Source organism: Rhizobium sp. 01N424 (assembly GCF_056399485.1).
The window spans coordinates 1,021,086-1,035,529 of sequence record NZ_JBFTRK010000001.1; the positions used below are offsets into that span (position 1 = coordinate 1,021,086).

General features: G+C 61.7%; 10 protein-coding genes and 1 pseudogene. 3 read left to right on the forward strand and 8 right to left on the reverse strand.

Annotated features, from left to right (window positions below; all coding sequences use genetic code 11):
* Positions 1–103: 103 nt before the first annotated feature.
* Positions 104–2,752 carry an aminopeptidase N gene (gene pepN, locus AC1DNK_RS05270; RefSeq protein WP_477939721.1) on the reverse strand — a complete coding sequence of 883 codons (2,649 nt, stop codon included), beginning with the start codon at positions 2,750–2,752 and terminating at the stop codon, positions 104–106.
* 299 nt (positions 2,753–3,051) lie between these two features.
* Between pepN and AC1DNK_RS05275 the strand changes: the two genes are divergently transcribed.
* Together AC1DNK_RS05275 and AC1DNK_RS05280 are read left to right on the forward strand one after the other, a co-directional pair.
* On the forward strand, positions 3,052–3,981 hold the full coding sequence (locus AC1DNK_RS05275) for a DMT family transporter (RefSeq protein ID WP_477939722.1): 930 nt from the start codon (positions 3,052–3,054) through the stop codon (positions 3,979–3,981).
* Between the two features lie 217 nt (positions 3,982–4,198).
* Positions 4,199–5,089: a hypothetical protein gene (locus tag AC1DNK_RS05280; RefSeq protein ID WP_112517156.1), complete on the forward strand. Its 891-nt coding sequence runs from the start codon at positions 4,199–4,201 to the stop codon at positions 5,087–5,089.
* Here AC1DNK_RS05280 and AC1DNK_RS05285 read toward each other — a convergent pair.
* The 5 genes from AC1DNK_RS05285 to AC1DNK_RS05305 all read right to left on the reverse strand — a co-directional run bounded on the left by AC1DNK_RS05285 (position 5,086) and on the right by AC1DNK_RS05305 (position 8,873).
* The gene (locus AC1DNK_RS05285; protein WP_477939725.1) at positions 5,086–5,235 is read right to left on the reverse strand and encodes a hypothetical protein; all 150 of its coding nucleotides are present in this window, start codon (positions 5,233–5,235) and stop codon (positions 5,086–5,088) included. The two genes, AC1DNK_RS05280 and AC1DNK_RS05285, sit on opposite strands and share 4 nt — an antisense overlap.
* A 41-nt stretch (positions 5,236–5,276) precedes the next feature.
* Positions 5,277–5,468, reverse strand: a complete 192-nt coding sequence (locus tag AC1DNK_RS05290) for a hypothetical protein (protein WP_112390736.1) — start codon at positions 5,466–5,468, stop codon at positions 5,277–5,279.
* A 134-nt stretch (positions 5,469–5,602) separates the two neighbouring features.
* A complete protein-coding gene (locus AC1DNK_RS05295) occupies positions 5,603–6,487 on the reverse strand; it encodes a uracil-DNA glycosylase (protein ID WP_477939726.1) in 885 nt (294 codons plus the stop codon).
* Positions 6,488–6,544: 57 nt separating this feature from the next.
* Positions 6,545–7,840, reverse strand: a complete 1,296-nt coding sequence (locus AC1DNK_RS05300; RefSeq protein WP_477939728.1) for an Hsp70 family protein — start codon at positions 7,838–7,840, stop codon at positions 6,545–6,547.
* Positions 7,841–7,982: 142 nt separating this feature from the next.
* A complete protein-coding gene (locus tag AC1DNK_RS05305) occupies positions 7,983–8,873 on the reverse strand; it encodes a LysR family transcriptional regulator (protein ID WP_477939729.1) in 891 nt (296 codons plus the stop codon).
* A gap of 102 nt (positions 8,874–8,975) precedes the next feature.
* Here AC1DNK_RS05305 and AC1DNK_RS05310 point away from each other — a divergent pair.
* Positions 8,976–9,784, forward strand: a pseudogene (locus AC1DNK_RS05310) (penicillin-binding transpeptidase domain-containing protein).
* Between the two features lie 39 nt (positions 9,785–9,823).
* Here AC1DNK_RS05310 and AC1DNK_RS05315 read toward each other — a convergent pair.
* Positions 9,824–12,955, reverse strand: a complete 3,132-nt coding sequence (locus AC1DNK_RS05315; protein ID WP_477939730.1) for an efflux RND transporter permease subunit — start codon at positions 12,953–12,955, stop codon at positions 9,824–9,826.
* Positions 12,952–14,280: an efflux RND transporter periplasmic adaptor subunit gene (locus tag AC1DNK_RS05320; RefSeq protein ID WP_477939732.1), complete on the reverse strand. Its 1,329-nt coding sequence runs from the start codon at positions 14,278–14,280 to the stop codon at positions 12,952–12,954. The genes AC1DNK_RS05315 and AC1DNK_RS05320 overlap by 4 nt, the downstream gene beginning before the upstream one ends.
* Positions 14,281–14,444: the final 164 nt, after the last annotated feature.

The following is a 14,444-nucleotide window of genomic DNA, read 5'->3' on the forward strand; positions in this document are numbered from 1 at the left end:
GTCCAGAGGCAAAGGTAAAAATCTGTTAACTATTTATAAGTGCTGATTTTTTGGTGAGTCTGGCGAGGTCCGGGCGCAAGCGGCCGGACCTTGCCTTCGCAAATCACCCCTTGAGCGTCCGCTCGACGATATCGCGCACGTCGCTCGAAAGGCCAGGCGCGCGTTCGATCTCCATCAGAGCCGAACGGGCGAAATCGGCCCGCGCTGGCTCCAGTGAGCGCCAGGAGCGCATCGATGTGAGGATGCGGGCAGCCAGCTGCGGATTGCGCTGGTCGATATCGAGGATCTCGCCGGCGAGGAAGCGATAGCCCTCGCCATCGGCCCGGCCGAAACCTGTCGGATTGGTGAAGGCGAAGGTGCCGATCAGCGACCGCACCCGGTTCGGATTGGTGCGCTTGAAGAGCGGGCTGTCCATCAGTTTCTTGACGCGGTCGAGCGTCGCCGCACCCGGGATCGTCGCCTGGACCGAGAACCACTTGTCGACGACGAGGGCATTCTCCTCGAAGCGGTCGCGGAAGGCCGACAGGGCGCTGATCGCCTCGGCGCTGTCAGGGAAACGGTGCGCCAGGAGCGTCAGGGCGTGCAGCTGCGCGGTCATGTTGTTGGCGGCGTCGAAGGCGGCCTTGGCACGAACCGGCGTGTTCTCTGCGTAGGAGAGATAGGTGAGGGCGGCATTGCGCAGCGCGCGCCGTCCGGCACTCGCTGCATCCGGGCTGAAGGCGCCCGATGTCGTCATTGTCTCGAAGAGGTTTGCGAAGATCGCGGCACCCTGTTCGGCGATCTGCTTCATCACCGCCTGACGGCCGGCATGGATCGCGTCGGGATCGTTATTGCCGCCGAGTTCGCGGGCGATATCGGCTTCGCTTGGAAGCGCCAGCGCCTGGGCGCGGAAGGCGGGCTCCAGCGTTTCGTCGGAGGCGGCTGCGAGCAGGGCGTCGACAAAGGTCTGTTCGCAGGCCACCGCCGTGCCATCACGGGCGTCCCGGGCGGCCTTGAGGAGGTTTGGCAAGGCCAGATCGGTCAGCGCCTGCCAGCGGGCGAAATGATCGGTCTCGTGGCGGGCGAGCAGTGCGAGATCGGCCGGGGCCTGATCGAAATGCAGGTTGATCGGCGCCGAGAAGCTGCGGTTGATCGACACGACCGGGCGCGAGGCGATGCCATGGAAGACGGCCGTCTGCGTCTTGCCGGTCAGGTGCAGCACCTCGTTGGCATATTCGGCGCCTTCGACCGACTTCGGCTTGATCGCCTTGCCGCTTTCGGCAAACAGCGCCAGGCTGAGCGGGATATGCATCGGCTTCTTGTCGGCCTGGCCAGGCGTTGCAGGAACGACTTGTTCGAGCTGCAGCGTGAAGGTCTTGGCCTTGGCGTCATAGGTGCCCGAGGCGGTGACGAGCGGCGTGCCGGCCTGATGGTACCAGAGCGAGAACTGCGTGAGATCGCGGCCGCTGGCGTCCTCGAAGCACTTGATGAAATCCTCGATCGTCACCGCTTCGCCGTCATGGCGCTTGAAATAGGTGTCCATGCCCTTCTTGAAGAGCTTCTTGCCGAGCAGCGTCGCGATCATGCGCGTGACTTCGCTGCCCTTCTCATAGACGGTCGTCGTGTAGAAGTTGTTGATTTCGCGGTACTTCGTCGGGCGAACCGGATGGGCGAGCGGACCGCCGTCTTCCGGGAACTGCTCGGACTTCAGGTGGCGCACTTCGGCGATGCGCTTGACCGGGCGGGAGCGCTGATCCGAGGAGAATTCGTGGTCGCGATAGACCGTCAGGCCTTCCTTCAGGCAGAGCTGGAACCAGTCGCGGCAGGTGATGCGGTTGCCGGTCCAGTTGTGAAAATACTCATGCGCGATGATCGCCTCGATATTGGCGTAGTCGGCATCGGTCGCGGTCTCGGGGTCGGCAAGGACGTATTTGTCGTTGAAGACGTTGAGGCCCTTGTTCTCCATGGCGCCCATGTTGAAGTCGGAGACGGCGACGATCATGAAGATATCGAGATCGTATTCGCGGCCGAAGACCTCTTCGTCCCATTTCATCGAGCGCTTCAGAGCGTCCATGGCGTAGGCCGCGCGGGGCTCCTTGCCATGCTCGACATAGATCTTCAGCGCGACGTCGCGGCCGCTTTTCGTCGTGAACGTGTCTTCGATGATGCCGAGGTCGCCGGCAACGAGCGCGAAGAGATAGCTCGGCTTCGGATGCGGATCGAACCAGGCGGCAAAATGCTTGCCTTCGCCATAACCGGCGCCGCCCAGGAAGTTGCCGTTTGACAGCAGCAACGGGTTGGCGGCCTTCTCGGCAATGATGTTGACCGTGTAGGGCGCCAGAACGTCGGGACGATCCGGGAAATAGGTGATGCGGCGGAAACCTTCGGCCTCGCACTGCGTGCAGTAGATGCCGCCGGTGCGGTAGAGGCCCATCAGCTGGGTATTTTCGGAAGGATTGATGATCGTGGTGATCGTCAGTTCGAAAGGTTCGGTGGCCGGGAGATCGCGAACCGTGAGACCATCCGGCGTCGCAGAATATTGCGCCGCGGGCATCTCGATCTGGTCGAATAGCAGGCCGGACAGGGAAAGTTCGTCGCCGTCAAGGATTAGCGGCGCCTTCGGATCTGCACCTTCGCGCCGGTGGAAGATCAGCCGCGACTCGACCTTGGTCTCCGTCGGGTCGAGTTCGAAGGTCAGGTCCACGCGCTCAAGCACGAAATCGGTGGGCCGGTAGTCTGCCAGGTTAATGACCTGACCTGTGTCTGTACGCATAAGTGTTCCCTGAAGACCTTTAACGATATGACCGTGACAGGAACGGAATCCCCGCCGTAAATTTTGGGGGCGATGATTACATTAAAGTCTGAACTAAACTTAAAGCAAAGGCCACTGAGCTTTCTTTTCGGCGCCTGCGCTGGACTTTTCCTGACACTTCTTCGAATTTCGCTTTTCGCTGGAAATTTTCCCCATCGCCGCCGTTCTTTCGTTACCATGCCGTCACACGCCACCGTGCCGCCGAGTCGGGCGGTATCCTCCTGCCTTGGAACATCAGCCGCCAGCGAGCTTGGGAAGACATGGAATCGGTTTTGAGAAACCCGATGAGGGGGATCCTGATGAAGGTCTCGTCGGTTGTCGTCTTTCTCGGCATGCAAACCTTCATAAAGCTGGCGGGAACCGGCATCGCACCGGGGCAGGTGACCTTCTACCGCTCGTTCTTCGCGCTGTTTCCGATCATGGCCTATCTCGCCTATCGCGGTCAGCTGAAGGCTGCTTTCTACACGGCCAATCCGGTCGGTCATGTGAAACGCGGCACGATCGGCATCATCTCTATGGGCTTCGGCTTCTACGGGCTGATGCACCTGCCGCTGCCTGAAGCGATTGCGCTGGGCTACGCCACGCCGCTGATTGCCGTCATCTTCGCTGCGGTGTTCCTGAAGGAACGTGTGCGGCTTTACCGCTGGAGCGCGGTGTTCTTCGGCATTATCGGGGTGGCGATCGTCTCCTGGCCAAAGCTGACGCTGTTTCGCGCCGGCGGGATGGAGACGGAACAGGCGGTCGGCGCCATCTGCGTGCTGCTCTCGGCGGTACTCGCCGGTATGGCGATGATCCAGGTCCGCAAGCTGGTGGAGGAGGAGCGCACGGCGACGATCGTTCTCTACTTCTCGATGATCGCCTCACTTTGCTCGTTGCTGACGCTGCCGTTTGGCTGGTACTCGCTGGATCTCGAGACGACGCTGTTTCTCGTCGGTGCCGGCTTTTGCGGCGGGGTGGCGCAGATTCTGCTGACGGAGAGCTACCGGCATGCCGATGTCTCAACCATCGCGCCGTTCGAATATACGTCGATTTTGCTCGGTGGCGTCATCGGCTATGTCGTCTTCGGCGACGTGCCGGGCGGCCACATGATGGTCGGCACCGCTATCGTCATCGCGGCCGGTGTCTACATCATTCACCGCGAACACCGGCTCGGTCTGGAGCGCAGAAATGCCCGGCGCGCAGGCGGCTGACCGCTTGCTGGACGGAGTTGATTCCGATCCTATTGCACCTCTCCAGCGGGAATATACTGGCGAAATTTTAGGATACCAAAGCCGCCTTGAATATGATTGATGAAGCTGACGAAGTTTCATTTATTCAAAGCCTTGCATATGCGAATGGCCACCAAAAAGGACTGAATTGTCCCGAAGGCTGGTAGCTCCGGAAGCTGGCTTGCGAGCGGGGGCGCTTATGGCATTTTCGGCTGACGAACTGGCGCACCACCCGAACTTCCTGGCTTCAATCCGGCTACTCGCGGGCGACATGCGCGGGATGTTCGATGCCGCCCCGCGTCTTGCCAGGCTTCTCGCTTCGCACCAGCGCTGGCTGCTGACCCAAACCGCCTATGCGCTAAGCCTCCAGCACGATCCCGAGGATGCATCGACAGGCTTCACCGCCGTGGCACTGACCGCGCGCATCACCGACTACAAGGTGGCGAGCCGCAACACGGTGCTGAATTTCATCGATGAGCTGCTGACCTACCGCTTCATCGCCCATACACCGGGCGAAGAACGCCGCCGGCCGCGCCATTTTGAGCCTGCCGAGGTCAGTCATCAGGCGATGTATGGATGGTTTCTGTCGAACCTGACTGCACTCGATCTGATCGATGAGGGCAACCGTGCGGTCTGTTTCCAAGCCAATCCGGAGTTGATGCGCCTTGCCCATCCGCTGATCGCCGAGAATTGCCTGCACAACGATGGCTGGCGCGAGCCGCCGGAGCAGGTGGGATTGTTCCTCTGGACCGAAGCTGGCGGCATGGTGGTCGATCATCTGATATCGAGGATCGATCTGCAGAGCTGCGACGGCGAACGCTACAGCGTCGGACGCATCGAGACGCGCAATCTGGCAGGCGATTTCATGATGTCGCGGACGCACCTGCAGCGGCTGTTTGCCAAGGCCGTGCAGCAGGGATGCCTCGGCTGGTACGACGAGCCGAAGAAGACACAGCTTTGGCTTTCCAAGGCGTTTCTGCAGAATTATTGCGGCTGGCAGGCGATCAAGTTCGCCTATGTCGATCAGGCTTTCGAATTTGCGAAGGCGCAGATCGAGCGGGATCCCGTCAGGTTCGCCGTCTGCGCCTAGAGCGCGATCGCGGCAATGTCCTTGACCGGGGTCACGGGCTCGCTGGCGCTAAGCTCGCGCTCATATTCCTTCGCAGCGCAGACCGCGGCACGGATGTGCTCGATGGTTTCGATATTGCGCAGCAGCGAGATGATGACGGCAGACATGCTAAACTCCATCCGCGCGCCCTGTTGGGCGGCGCGGTAACTCAGTATTCCTGGAAGTCGGCGAAGATCGCAGCTGGACGCGTCGTGCGGCCGGTGATGCCGGTGCCGCGGGCGATCATCTGTTCGTTGGTTGCGAAGCCGAGACGGCTATAGCCTTGCGTGGTGCGGATCGGGCCGCCGGCGAGGCGTAGGGTTTCAAACCCGCAGTGTATTGGACGAAAACGTGTGTTCATTGCCTTGGTTCCTGTCAGATTCCTCCCAAGACACGAGTATATATTGCAGCGCAGCATTGATTCTGCAATGCACCTAAACGAGACGCAGACATGCGTGTGGCGCATGGGTTCATTCATAAAATCTTTAAGATTGGCTATTTTGTAATCAGATCGAGATCACGCAGTTTCTGCTGAAACGCTAAAAGATCGTTCCAGGCCAAGCGCTTATTGACCGGTGCGGTCAGCAAGTCCTGCGGATGCAATGTGGCCAGCGCCGGAACTGTCAGGCTTCCTGCACCGATTTCCTTCCACTGGCCGCGCAGGCCATGGATGGTGTCTGTCTCGCCGAAGAAGACGCGAGCTGCGAAATTTCCGAAGAGCAGGATGGCTTTCGGCTCTGCCAGAGCGATCTGCCGCTCGATGAAGGGCCGGCAGATATCCATCTCCGCCGCCGACGGCACACGGTTGCCGGGCGGACGCCAGGGGATGACCTGGGTCAGCAGAATGCTGGAACGGTCCAGGCCGATCGCTGCGAGCATCTTGTCGAGTAGCGTGCCTGGGCGGCCCGCAAAGGGCTGTCCTTCGCGATCGTCCTCGGCGCTCGGCGCCGATCCGATCACCATGATGCCGCGCGCCGCATCGCCGGTCGCAAAGATCGTCGAGCGGGCGCTGTGTTTCAGATTGCAGCCGTTGAAGGCTTCGAGCGCAGTTTTCAGTTCGGCGAGCGAGCGGGCGCTTTCGGCGGCAAAGCGCGCCTGCTGCACGGCTTCACCGTCCGGAATGGCAGGCTGAGGCCTCGACGCCGAAGATGCTGCCGCGGCCGGCGCCTGGCGCTGCGGTGCCGCCCGTTCCTGAGGCTGAGGCTGGCTTGCCGGAGCGGATTGCTGCGGGGCGGTGGCGCGTCTCGCCGCCTTCATCACTTCGAATTCGGCGAAGCGATCGACCGCCTCCTCTTCCAGCAGCCATTCGACGCCCGCATCCGCATGGAAATGCAGAAGCGCTGCGAGCTCGGCCGGGGAGAGGTCGTTTGCGGAGATCATCAGGCGACCTTAGCGGAGCGGCAGCGCCAATGAAAGTGCTGCCAACGGCCGGGCGGCCTATTGCACAGTCCATTGCGAAATGTCGTCACGTTCGCCGATCAGCGCGAGACCGTGAGCGATTGACAGCAGCTCGCCGCCGCTCTCGATCTTGTCCCTGTCGAAGCGCTCGGTGAAAATCCGCCGCACGGCTGGTACGAAGGATGTGCCGCCGGTGAGGAAGACCTTGTCGATAGTTTCCGCCTTGGTCTGCGTCTTCTCCAGCACGTCATCAAGCGCGCCTTCGATGCGGCTGAGATCGTCGGCGATCCAGGTTTCGAAATCCTTGCGCTTGACGGTGCGCTGTCCGCCGCGGCCAAGCGGCGCGAAGTCGAAGGCCGCTTCTTCTTCGGCCGAGAGCGCCATCTTCGTCGCCGACACCGCCTGATAGAGCGGGTAGCCCTCGTCGTGATCGACGAGATCGACGAAGATTTCCAGCTTCTCGGGCTCGAGCGCGGTACGAACCAGCTTTCTCAGGTCTTCGAACTCGCGCGAGGTCTTGAAGATCGACAGCTGATTCCAGCGGCCGAAGCTGGAATAGTAGTTCGACGGCACCTCAAGGATCTTGTCGAAGCTCTTGAAATGACTCCCCTTGCCGATCTGCGGTGCGACGACATTGTCGATCATCCGATAGTCGAAGTGATCGCCGGCGATGCCGACGCCGGAATGGCCGATCGGCGTGGCGGTGAGCTTGCCGGCAATGGTTTCGAAGCGGATCAGCGAATAGTCCGTCGTGCCGCCGCCGAAGTCGGCGACCAGCACGGTGGCGTCAGACGTCAGGTTCTGCGCAAAGTAGAAGGCGGCTGCGACCGGTTCGTAGACATAGTGGATTTCGGGAAAGCCGAAGCGCGACAGCGCCTCGTTGTAGCGGTCCGTCGCCAATGCGGGATCGGCGGAGGCGCCGGCAAAATGCACCGGGCGGCCGGCGACGATGCGGCTGACATCGGACGGCCAGTTGTCGCCGGCATAGCCGCGCAGCCGCCGGATGAAGACTTCCATCAGGTCTTCGAAGCTCTGGCGCTTGCCGTAGATCAGCGTGCCCTGGAAGAGGGCGCTGGCGGCAAAGGTCTTGATCGACTGCAGGAAGCGGCAGTCGCCGGGATTGTCGATGAACTGGCGGATCGCCGCGGCTCCTGCTTCGACCTTGAGCGCCGACGCGCCGAGCTGCGCGTCCCTCATGAAGGAGAGGGCGGTTCGCATGCTGTCGGCCGTGCCTGCCGCGCTGGTGAAACTCATCGAATGCGTCGCATTGGCGCCATCCGCCATTGCCAGAACCGTATTGGTCGTGCCGAAATCAAGCCCGAGCGCCCGTGCCATAGCCGTGCTCCTTCAATATCCGTCAAAATGTCTTGGACCGGGAACCTGCCCGGATGCGAAAAGGGCGGCGCATCTGCGCACCCTGCGAATTTTTGAGAGCGCGGGTGATCGCATAGGACGGCGGCGAAAGCAACCCGCAGAATCAGGCTGGAGCAGCTGTCTGCGTCTCCTCCGACATCTGTTGTATCCACCTGCGAAAGGTCTCCATCGCCGGCGTCACCGGCCGCGATTTCAGGCGGGTCAGCCAGTAGCTGCCCTTGGAGATATAAACAGGGAAAGGCTGTTCGATTTCGCCGGCCGCCAGTTGCCGCGAGAACATCAGCGGCGGGGCGAGCGCCACACCCGCGCCCTGCATCGCTGCCTCGACCATCAGTACCGACGAATCGAAGACCAGTCCGAGGATCGGCGGCGGCTCAACGCCTGCGGCCTCGAACCAACTTGGCCATTCGTCGGTGCGGTAGGAGCGCAGCAGCGTCTGCCGAGCAACGTCGTCAGGGGTTTTCAGCGTGCGGGCGATCGGTGGAATGCAGAGCACGGAGAGCGGTGCCTCGAACAGCGCTTCGGCCTCGATATCGTGCCAGGCGCCGTTGCCAAAGCGGATTGCGTAGTCGAGGCCTTCGGCGGCGATATCCACCCGGTTGTTGTTGGTCGAAAGCCGGAGATCGATATAGGGAAACTTCGCACGGAAGTCGGCCAGCCGCGGCAGCAGCCAGCCGACCGCCAGCGTGCCGACTGCGCCGAGCTTCAGCACTTCGCGCAGCTGCCCGCCCTCGAAACGCTCCAGCATGTCGGCCATCCGGTCGAAGGATTCGCGCAGCACCGGCAGCAGCGCCAGTCCCTCCTCGGTGATCATCAGCCCGCGCGGCAGGCGGCGGAAGAGGGTGACGCCGAGGCGCTGCTCCAGAAGCTTCACCTGATGGCTGACGGCGGCCTGCGTGACGCAGAGTTCGATGGCCGCGCGGGTAAAACTCAGATGCCGGGAAGCTGCCTCGAAAGCGCGCAGGGCGTTGAGGGGAAGGTAGGGTCGAACCATGAGATGGCCTAATTCAATTCATGCCTGACCGCAGATATCATCGTTTGATCGGGCCTCGCAAGCCGGCCTAGAAAGCCGTGTCGAACCACATGGAGCACGGCAATGGCAGTTTCAAAATCTCTTATTCTCGCCTTCTTACTCGGCATTTCGGCGCTTGTCGGCAATGTGGATGCGGCCCTGGCCGGCGATCCTATCCGCTGCACCGTTATTCTCGATAAAGAGACCGGCGAGACCATTTTCCGCCAGGGCAATTGCGATCAGGGATTCTATCCGCAATCGACCTTCAAACTGCCCTTGGCCATGATGGGCTATGACGCTGGTATTCTGGTCGATGAGCACAATCCCCTTTCGCGTTACCGGCCGGAACTGCAGCGGCCGCGCAAGATCGAGCGAAAGGACACCGATCCGGCAGTCTGGCTGCGTGATTCCGTCGTCTGGTTCTCGCAGGAGCTGACGACGAAGCTCGGAGACCGCGCCTTTGCCCGCTATGTCGCGGGCTTCGGCTACGGCAACGAGAATGTGTCTGGGGGCTGACGCAGGCGTGGCTGATGTCGTCGCTGAAGATTTCGGCGGAAGAGCAGGCACGCTTCCTGCTGCGTTTCCGGCGCGGCGAGCTGCCGATCTCGGAGGAGGCGCGCCACAAAACGGAAGCGATCGTTCCCCGCTTTCAAGCCGCCGACGGCTGGACGATCCAGGGCAAGACCGGTTCCGGCTGGCTGCGCAACAGCAAGGGCGAGACCAATTTGGAGCGGCCGCTCGGCTGGTTCGTCGGCTGGGCGGTGAGGGGCGACCGGCGTCTGGTCTTCGCAAGGCTCTCTATCGGCAATCATCGCTATCGTGGCAATCCGATCAGCTTCGAAACGCGCGATGCGCTGATCGCCGATCTGCCGAAGCTGGTCGAAGGCCGTTAAGCGAAAAGGGCGCCCGGAGAGGCGCCCTTTCTTGTCGTCTTATTCGGCGGCAACCGCCCGGGTCTCCGGTTCGCCATCCTCGTTGGCGGGCGCCTCATGTGCCGGCTTGCGGCTGAAGCGCTGCTTGAGCCAGGTCTCGAAGCGGCCCATCTGGACGAAGATCACCGGCGTGATGAACAGCGTCAGCGCCTGCGAGACGATCAGACCACCGACTACGGCGATGCCGAGCGGCTGGCGCAGCTCCGAGCTGGCTCCCGAGCCGAGCGCGATCGGCAGGGCACCGAGCATGGCGCAGAAGGTCGTCATCATGATCGGCCGGAAACGCCGAACGCAAGCCTCGTGGATCGCTTCCGCCGGTGACATCTTGGTCGATCGGAGGTTCTCCAGCGCCACGTCGATCATCATGATCGCGTTCTTCTTGACGATACCGATCAGCATCAGCAGGCCGATGAGCGCGATGATCGACAGGTCGAGCCCCATGACCTTCAGGGCCAGAAGCGCGCCGAGTGCCGCTGCCGGGAGGCCCGACAGAATGGTCAGCGGATGGATGAAGCTCTCGTAGAGAACGCCAAGCACCACATAGATCGTCAGGATCGCCGCCAGGATCAGATAAGGCGTGTTGCCCTGCGACTGTTCGAAGATCTGCGCGGTGCCGCCGTAGCTGGTGAACACGTCGGCAGGCATGTTCATATCATGCTTGATCTGGTCGATCGCCGCCGTCGCATCGCTGAGGGATTCGCCGGCCGGCAGATTGAAGGAGACTGTCGTCGAAACGAGCTGGCCGGTCTGGTTGATGGTGACGGGGCCGGTGGTCCGCTGGACATGCGCGAAATTCGATAGCGGAACCAGCGTGCCGTTGGCCGATGCGACGTTGATCTCCGACAGCTTCTGATCATCCCAGGGCTTGCCGGTATCGTATTCGACGATGACGTCGTAGCTATCGCCGGTCGACTGTATCTCGGCCGCCGTGTAGCTGCTGAAGGCTTCCTGCAGCGTGGTGCGCAGCAGATCGTTATCGATGCCGAAGGCTGCGGCCTTCTCGCTGTCGATGACGATGTTCGCCTGCAGCGCATTGTTCTGCGCGTCGGTCGTCACGTCGGTGAAACGTGAATCCTGGCGGAGCGCGGTCACCATCTTGCCGGCCCAGAGATTGGTCGTGTCGGCGTTGAGTGCCTGTACGATCAGCTGATATTGGCTGGCCGTCTGCCGGCCACCGAAGCGCAGGCTCTGGTTCGGGGTTACGAAGGCCTGCAGGCCGGGGATCTTGTTGAGCGACGAGCGCAGTTCGCGCAGGGTCTGCTCGAGCGGCACGCGCTGGTCCTTGTCCTTAAGCTCGACATAGATCGTGCCGTTGTTCAGAGGCTTCTGCGCATTGCCGCCGACCGTGGACATCACATGATTGACGGCACTGTTGGCCTTGACGGCCGCGGCTGCCTGCTTCTGCAGGGCTTCCATCGCCGAGTAGGAGATGTCCTGGCGGGCCTGCGTGGAGATCTGCAGGCGGCCGATATCTTCCTGCGGGAAGAAGCTCGAGGGCAGTGTCATGAACAGGTAGATGGTCAGCGCCACCGAGGCGAAGAACACGCCGATGACGGTCATGGTATGCCGAAGGCACCAGGCGACCGCGCGGTCGTAACCGTGAAGGGTCCGTTCGAAGCCCGCATCGAAGAGCCGGACCAGAAACGGCGGGCGGCTGTGGCCTTCGGAAAGCCGCGAGCCGAGCATCGGCGTCACCGTCAGCGAGACGATCGCTGAGGCGACGATAGCGATGGCGACGACCATGCCGAACTCGTTGAAGACGCGCCCGACGACGCCGCCCATCAACAGGATCGGAATGAAGACGGCGATCAGCGAAACCGACATCGAGATGATCGTGTAGCTGACTTCGCCGGAACCCTTGATCGCCGCTTCGCGGACGGGCATTCCCTCCTCGACATGGCGCAGGATGTTTTCGAGCATGACGATCGCGTCATCGACCACGAGACCCACCGCGAGCGTCAGCCCGAGCAGAGAGATGTTGTCGATACTGTAGCCCAGCACATACATCATGCCGAAGGTCGAGATCAGCGACAAAGGAACGGCAAGGCCCGGAATGATCGTCGCCGTCAAATGGCCGGTGAACAGATAGATGACGAGCACGACAAGGCCGATCGTCAGCAACAGCGTAAACTTGACGTCGGTGATGGCTGCGCGGATCGGCTTTGCTGCGTCGTTCATCACCACGGTTTTGACCGATGGCGGAATTTCCGCATGCAACTGCGGCAGCTTGGCATTGATTGCATCGACGACATCGACGGTATTGGCGTCCGGCTGGCGCTGGATGGCCAGGATGATGCCGCGGTTGCCGTCATACCAGCTGCCGGTATTCTGGTTCTCGACGCCGTCCTCGACATTTGCCACGTCGCTGAGGTGAATCGCTGCGCCATTCGGCGAGGCGATGACCAGCGTGCGGAACTGGTCGGCGTTGACGCGCTGCGTATTCGCATTGATCGTCATCGTCTGGGAGCTGTTCTGCAGCGTGCCTACCGGGCTCTGATTGTTGGCGGCGGCAATGGCCTTGTTCACGGTGTCGATGCCGATTCCACGGGCCTGAAGCTTGCTGGGATCGACCTCGACGCGAACGGCATAGGTCTGTGCGCCGAATACCGATACCTGGGCAACGCCCGGCAGCGTCGAGAGCGACGGCGAAATGATGTCTTCGGCAATCTCGTCGAGCTTGCTGCGCGGCATCGTATCGCTCTGCACCGCCATCAGCATGACGGGCGCGTCGGCCGGGTTGGTCTTGCGATAGCTCGGCGGCGTCGTCAGGTTGTCAGGCAACTGCCGGGTGGCGTGGGAGATCGCCGCCTGGACGTCGGCCGCAGCCGCATCGATGTCACGGTTCAGATCGAACTGCAGCACGATGCTGGTATTGCCGAGCGAGCTCGATGCGCTGATTTCGCTGATACCCGGAATGGTCTCGAACTGCTTGATCAGCGGTGTCGCAACCGATGTCGCCATTGTCTGTGGCGAGGCGCCGGTCAGCTGGGCCGAAACGTTGATCGTCGGGAAGTCGACCTGTGGCAGGGCGGCGACCGGGATCAGCTGGTATCCTGCAAGGCCGGCCAGGATAGCGCCGATCGCCAGAAGCGTCGTGGCGACGGGACGCTGGATGCAGAAGTTCGGAATCATTCCTCAGTCCCCGCGGTGGCGTTGCCTGTTTGCTGCTGCAAGCTGTCGGCGGCCGAGGCCACATTGAGTGCCTTGTCGTCGAACTGCTCGTTGACCGCCTGCTTGTCGTTCAGGTTGCCCTGGCCTTCGACGACCACGTGGTCGCCTGCCGAAAGCCCCGACGATATGGCCGAAAAGCCACCATTGGAGCGGGCGACCGTCACCGGTGTCAGCTGAACCTTGCCGTCCTTGGCGACGAAGGCGAAGAAACCGGTCGGTCCCGGGTTGACCGCCACCGTCGGTACGACGATCTGCTGGTCCTTGTTGTCGAAATGCACGACGACGTTGATCGACTGGCCGGGCCAGAGTGCGCCCGAGGCGTTTTCAAAACGCGCCTTTACGGCGATCGTGCCGGAGGCTTTGTCGACGATATTGTCGTAGAAGCTGACGGCGCCCTTGCGGACTTCACCCTTGGTGGAATCCGGAGCGGTGCTGACATCGACCGGACCGGCAGCCAGCGCAGTCTTCAGCTCCTTGAGATAGCGTTCCTGCAGATTGAACTGAACATAGATCGGGTCGTATTTGGCGATGGTGACGATGGCCGAGCCTGCATTGACGAAGGCGCCGTTGCTGATCGTCACGTCCCCGAGGCGTCCGTCGAACGGCGCCCGGATCTCGGTGTGGTCGAGCGTGATCTGGTCGGCGGCGAGGGTGGCCTTGTCTGCTTCGACGGTTGCGGCGGCGCTATCGCGGGTCGCCTTGGCCTGATCGGAGCTTTGCTGGGTGCCTGCCTTCTGGTCGGCGAGGTCCTGTGCGCGGGTCAAGGCGATCTCTGCGCCGCTGAGTGTCGCCTGATCGCGGACGATCATCGCCCGATCCTTGTCGACCGCGGCCTTGGCTGACCGGTCGTCGAGCTTGGCGATCAGATCGCCGGCCTTGACCGTTGCGCCGTCTTGGACGCTGACGCCGACGATCTGGCCCTGCTCCTGCGCGGCGATCGTCGTGTTGTCGTCGGCGACCGCCCAGCCGGAAGCGGCAACGTCGATCGGCAGGGCCGCCTGCGCTGCGGCAACAGTCTTGATCACAGCCGGACCGCTTGCACCGCCGCGGCGATGTCCGCCATTGCCGCCGGCCTGACTGCCGGATGCTGCCGCATCGCCGGCCGCTGCCTGCTGATCGCCGCCTTTGGCGCTGCCATCTCCCTTGCCCGAGCCATGGGCGGCTGGTTGCTTGATCAGTTTCGAAAGATAGGGAACCTGCTGTGCATAGGGGATGCGATTGCCGAACTGCCAGATACCGGCGGCGGCGATTGCGACGATGCTGACTGTGATCCAGAATTTCTTCATGAGCGAGACCGGTTTTGAACAGAATGGGGCGAAATTTATGCTCTAAATGAGCCGCCTATTTTGCGGCGCAAAAAAGACACTATTCGCCGCTTACGATCACTAAGCGTTTATAACAGCTTAAATTTTCGTAATGAACATTCGGTAATATTAGTCCGGCTCTAATA

Coding starts and splice junctions, on each gene's coding strand:
- AC1DNK_RS05280 (WP_112517156.1), top strand. CDS start 4,199: ATGGCATTTTCGGCTGACGAACTGGCGCACCACCCGAACTTCCTGGCT.
- AC1DNK_RS05320 (WP_477939732.1), bottom strand. CDS start 14,280: ATGAAGAAATTCTGGATCACAGTCAGCATCGTCGCAATCGCCGCCGCC.
- AC1DNK_RS05285 (WP_477939725.1), bottom strand. CDS start 5,235: ATGTCTGCCGTCATCATCTCGCTGCTGCGCAATATCGAAACCATCGAG.
- AC1DNK_RS05295 (WP_477939726.1), bottom strand. CDS start 6,487: ATGATCTCCGCAAACGACCTCTCCCCGGCCGAGCTCGCAGCGCTTCTG.
- AC1DNK_RS05305 (WP_477939729.1), bottom strand. CDS start 8,873: ATGGTTCGACCCTACCTTCCCCTCAACGCCCTGCGCGCTTTCGAGGCA.
- AC1DNK_RS05300 (WP_477939728.1), bottom strand. CDS start 7,840: ATGGCACGGGCGCTCGGGCTTGATTTCGGCACGACCAATACGGTTCTG.
- AC1DNK_RS05290 (WP_112390736.1), bottom strand. CDS start 5,468: ATGAACACACGTTTTCGTCCAATACACTGCGGGTTTGAAACCCTACGC.
- AC1DNK_RS05315 (WP_477939730.1), bottom strand. CDS start 12,955: ATGATTCCGAACTTCTGCATCCAGCGTCCCGTCGCCACGACGCTTCTG.
- AC1DNK_RS05275 (WP_477939722.1), top strand. CDS start 3,052: ATGGAATCGGTTTTGAGAAACCCGATGAGGGGGATCCTGATGAAGGTC.
- pepN (WP_477939721.1), bottom strand. CDS start 2,752: ATGCGTACAGACACAGGTCAGGTCATTAACCTGGCAGACTACCGGCCC.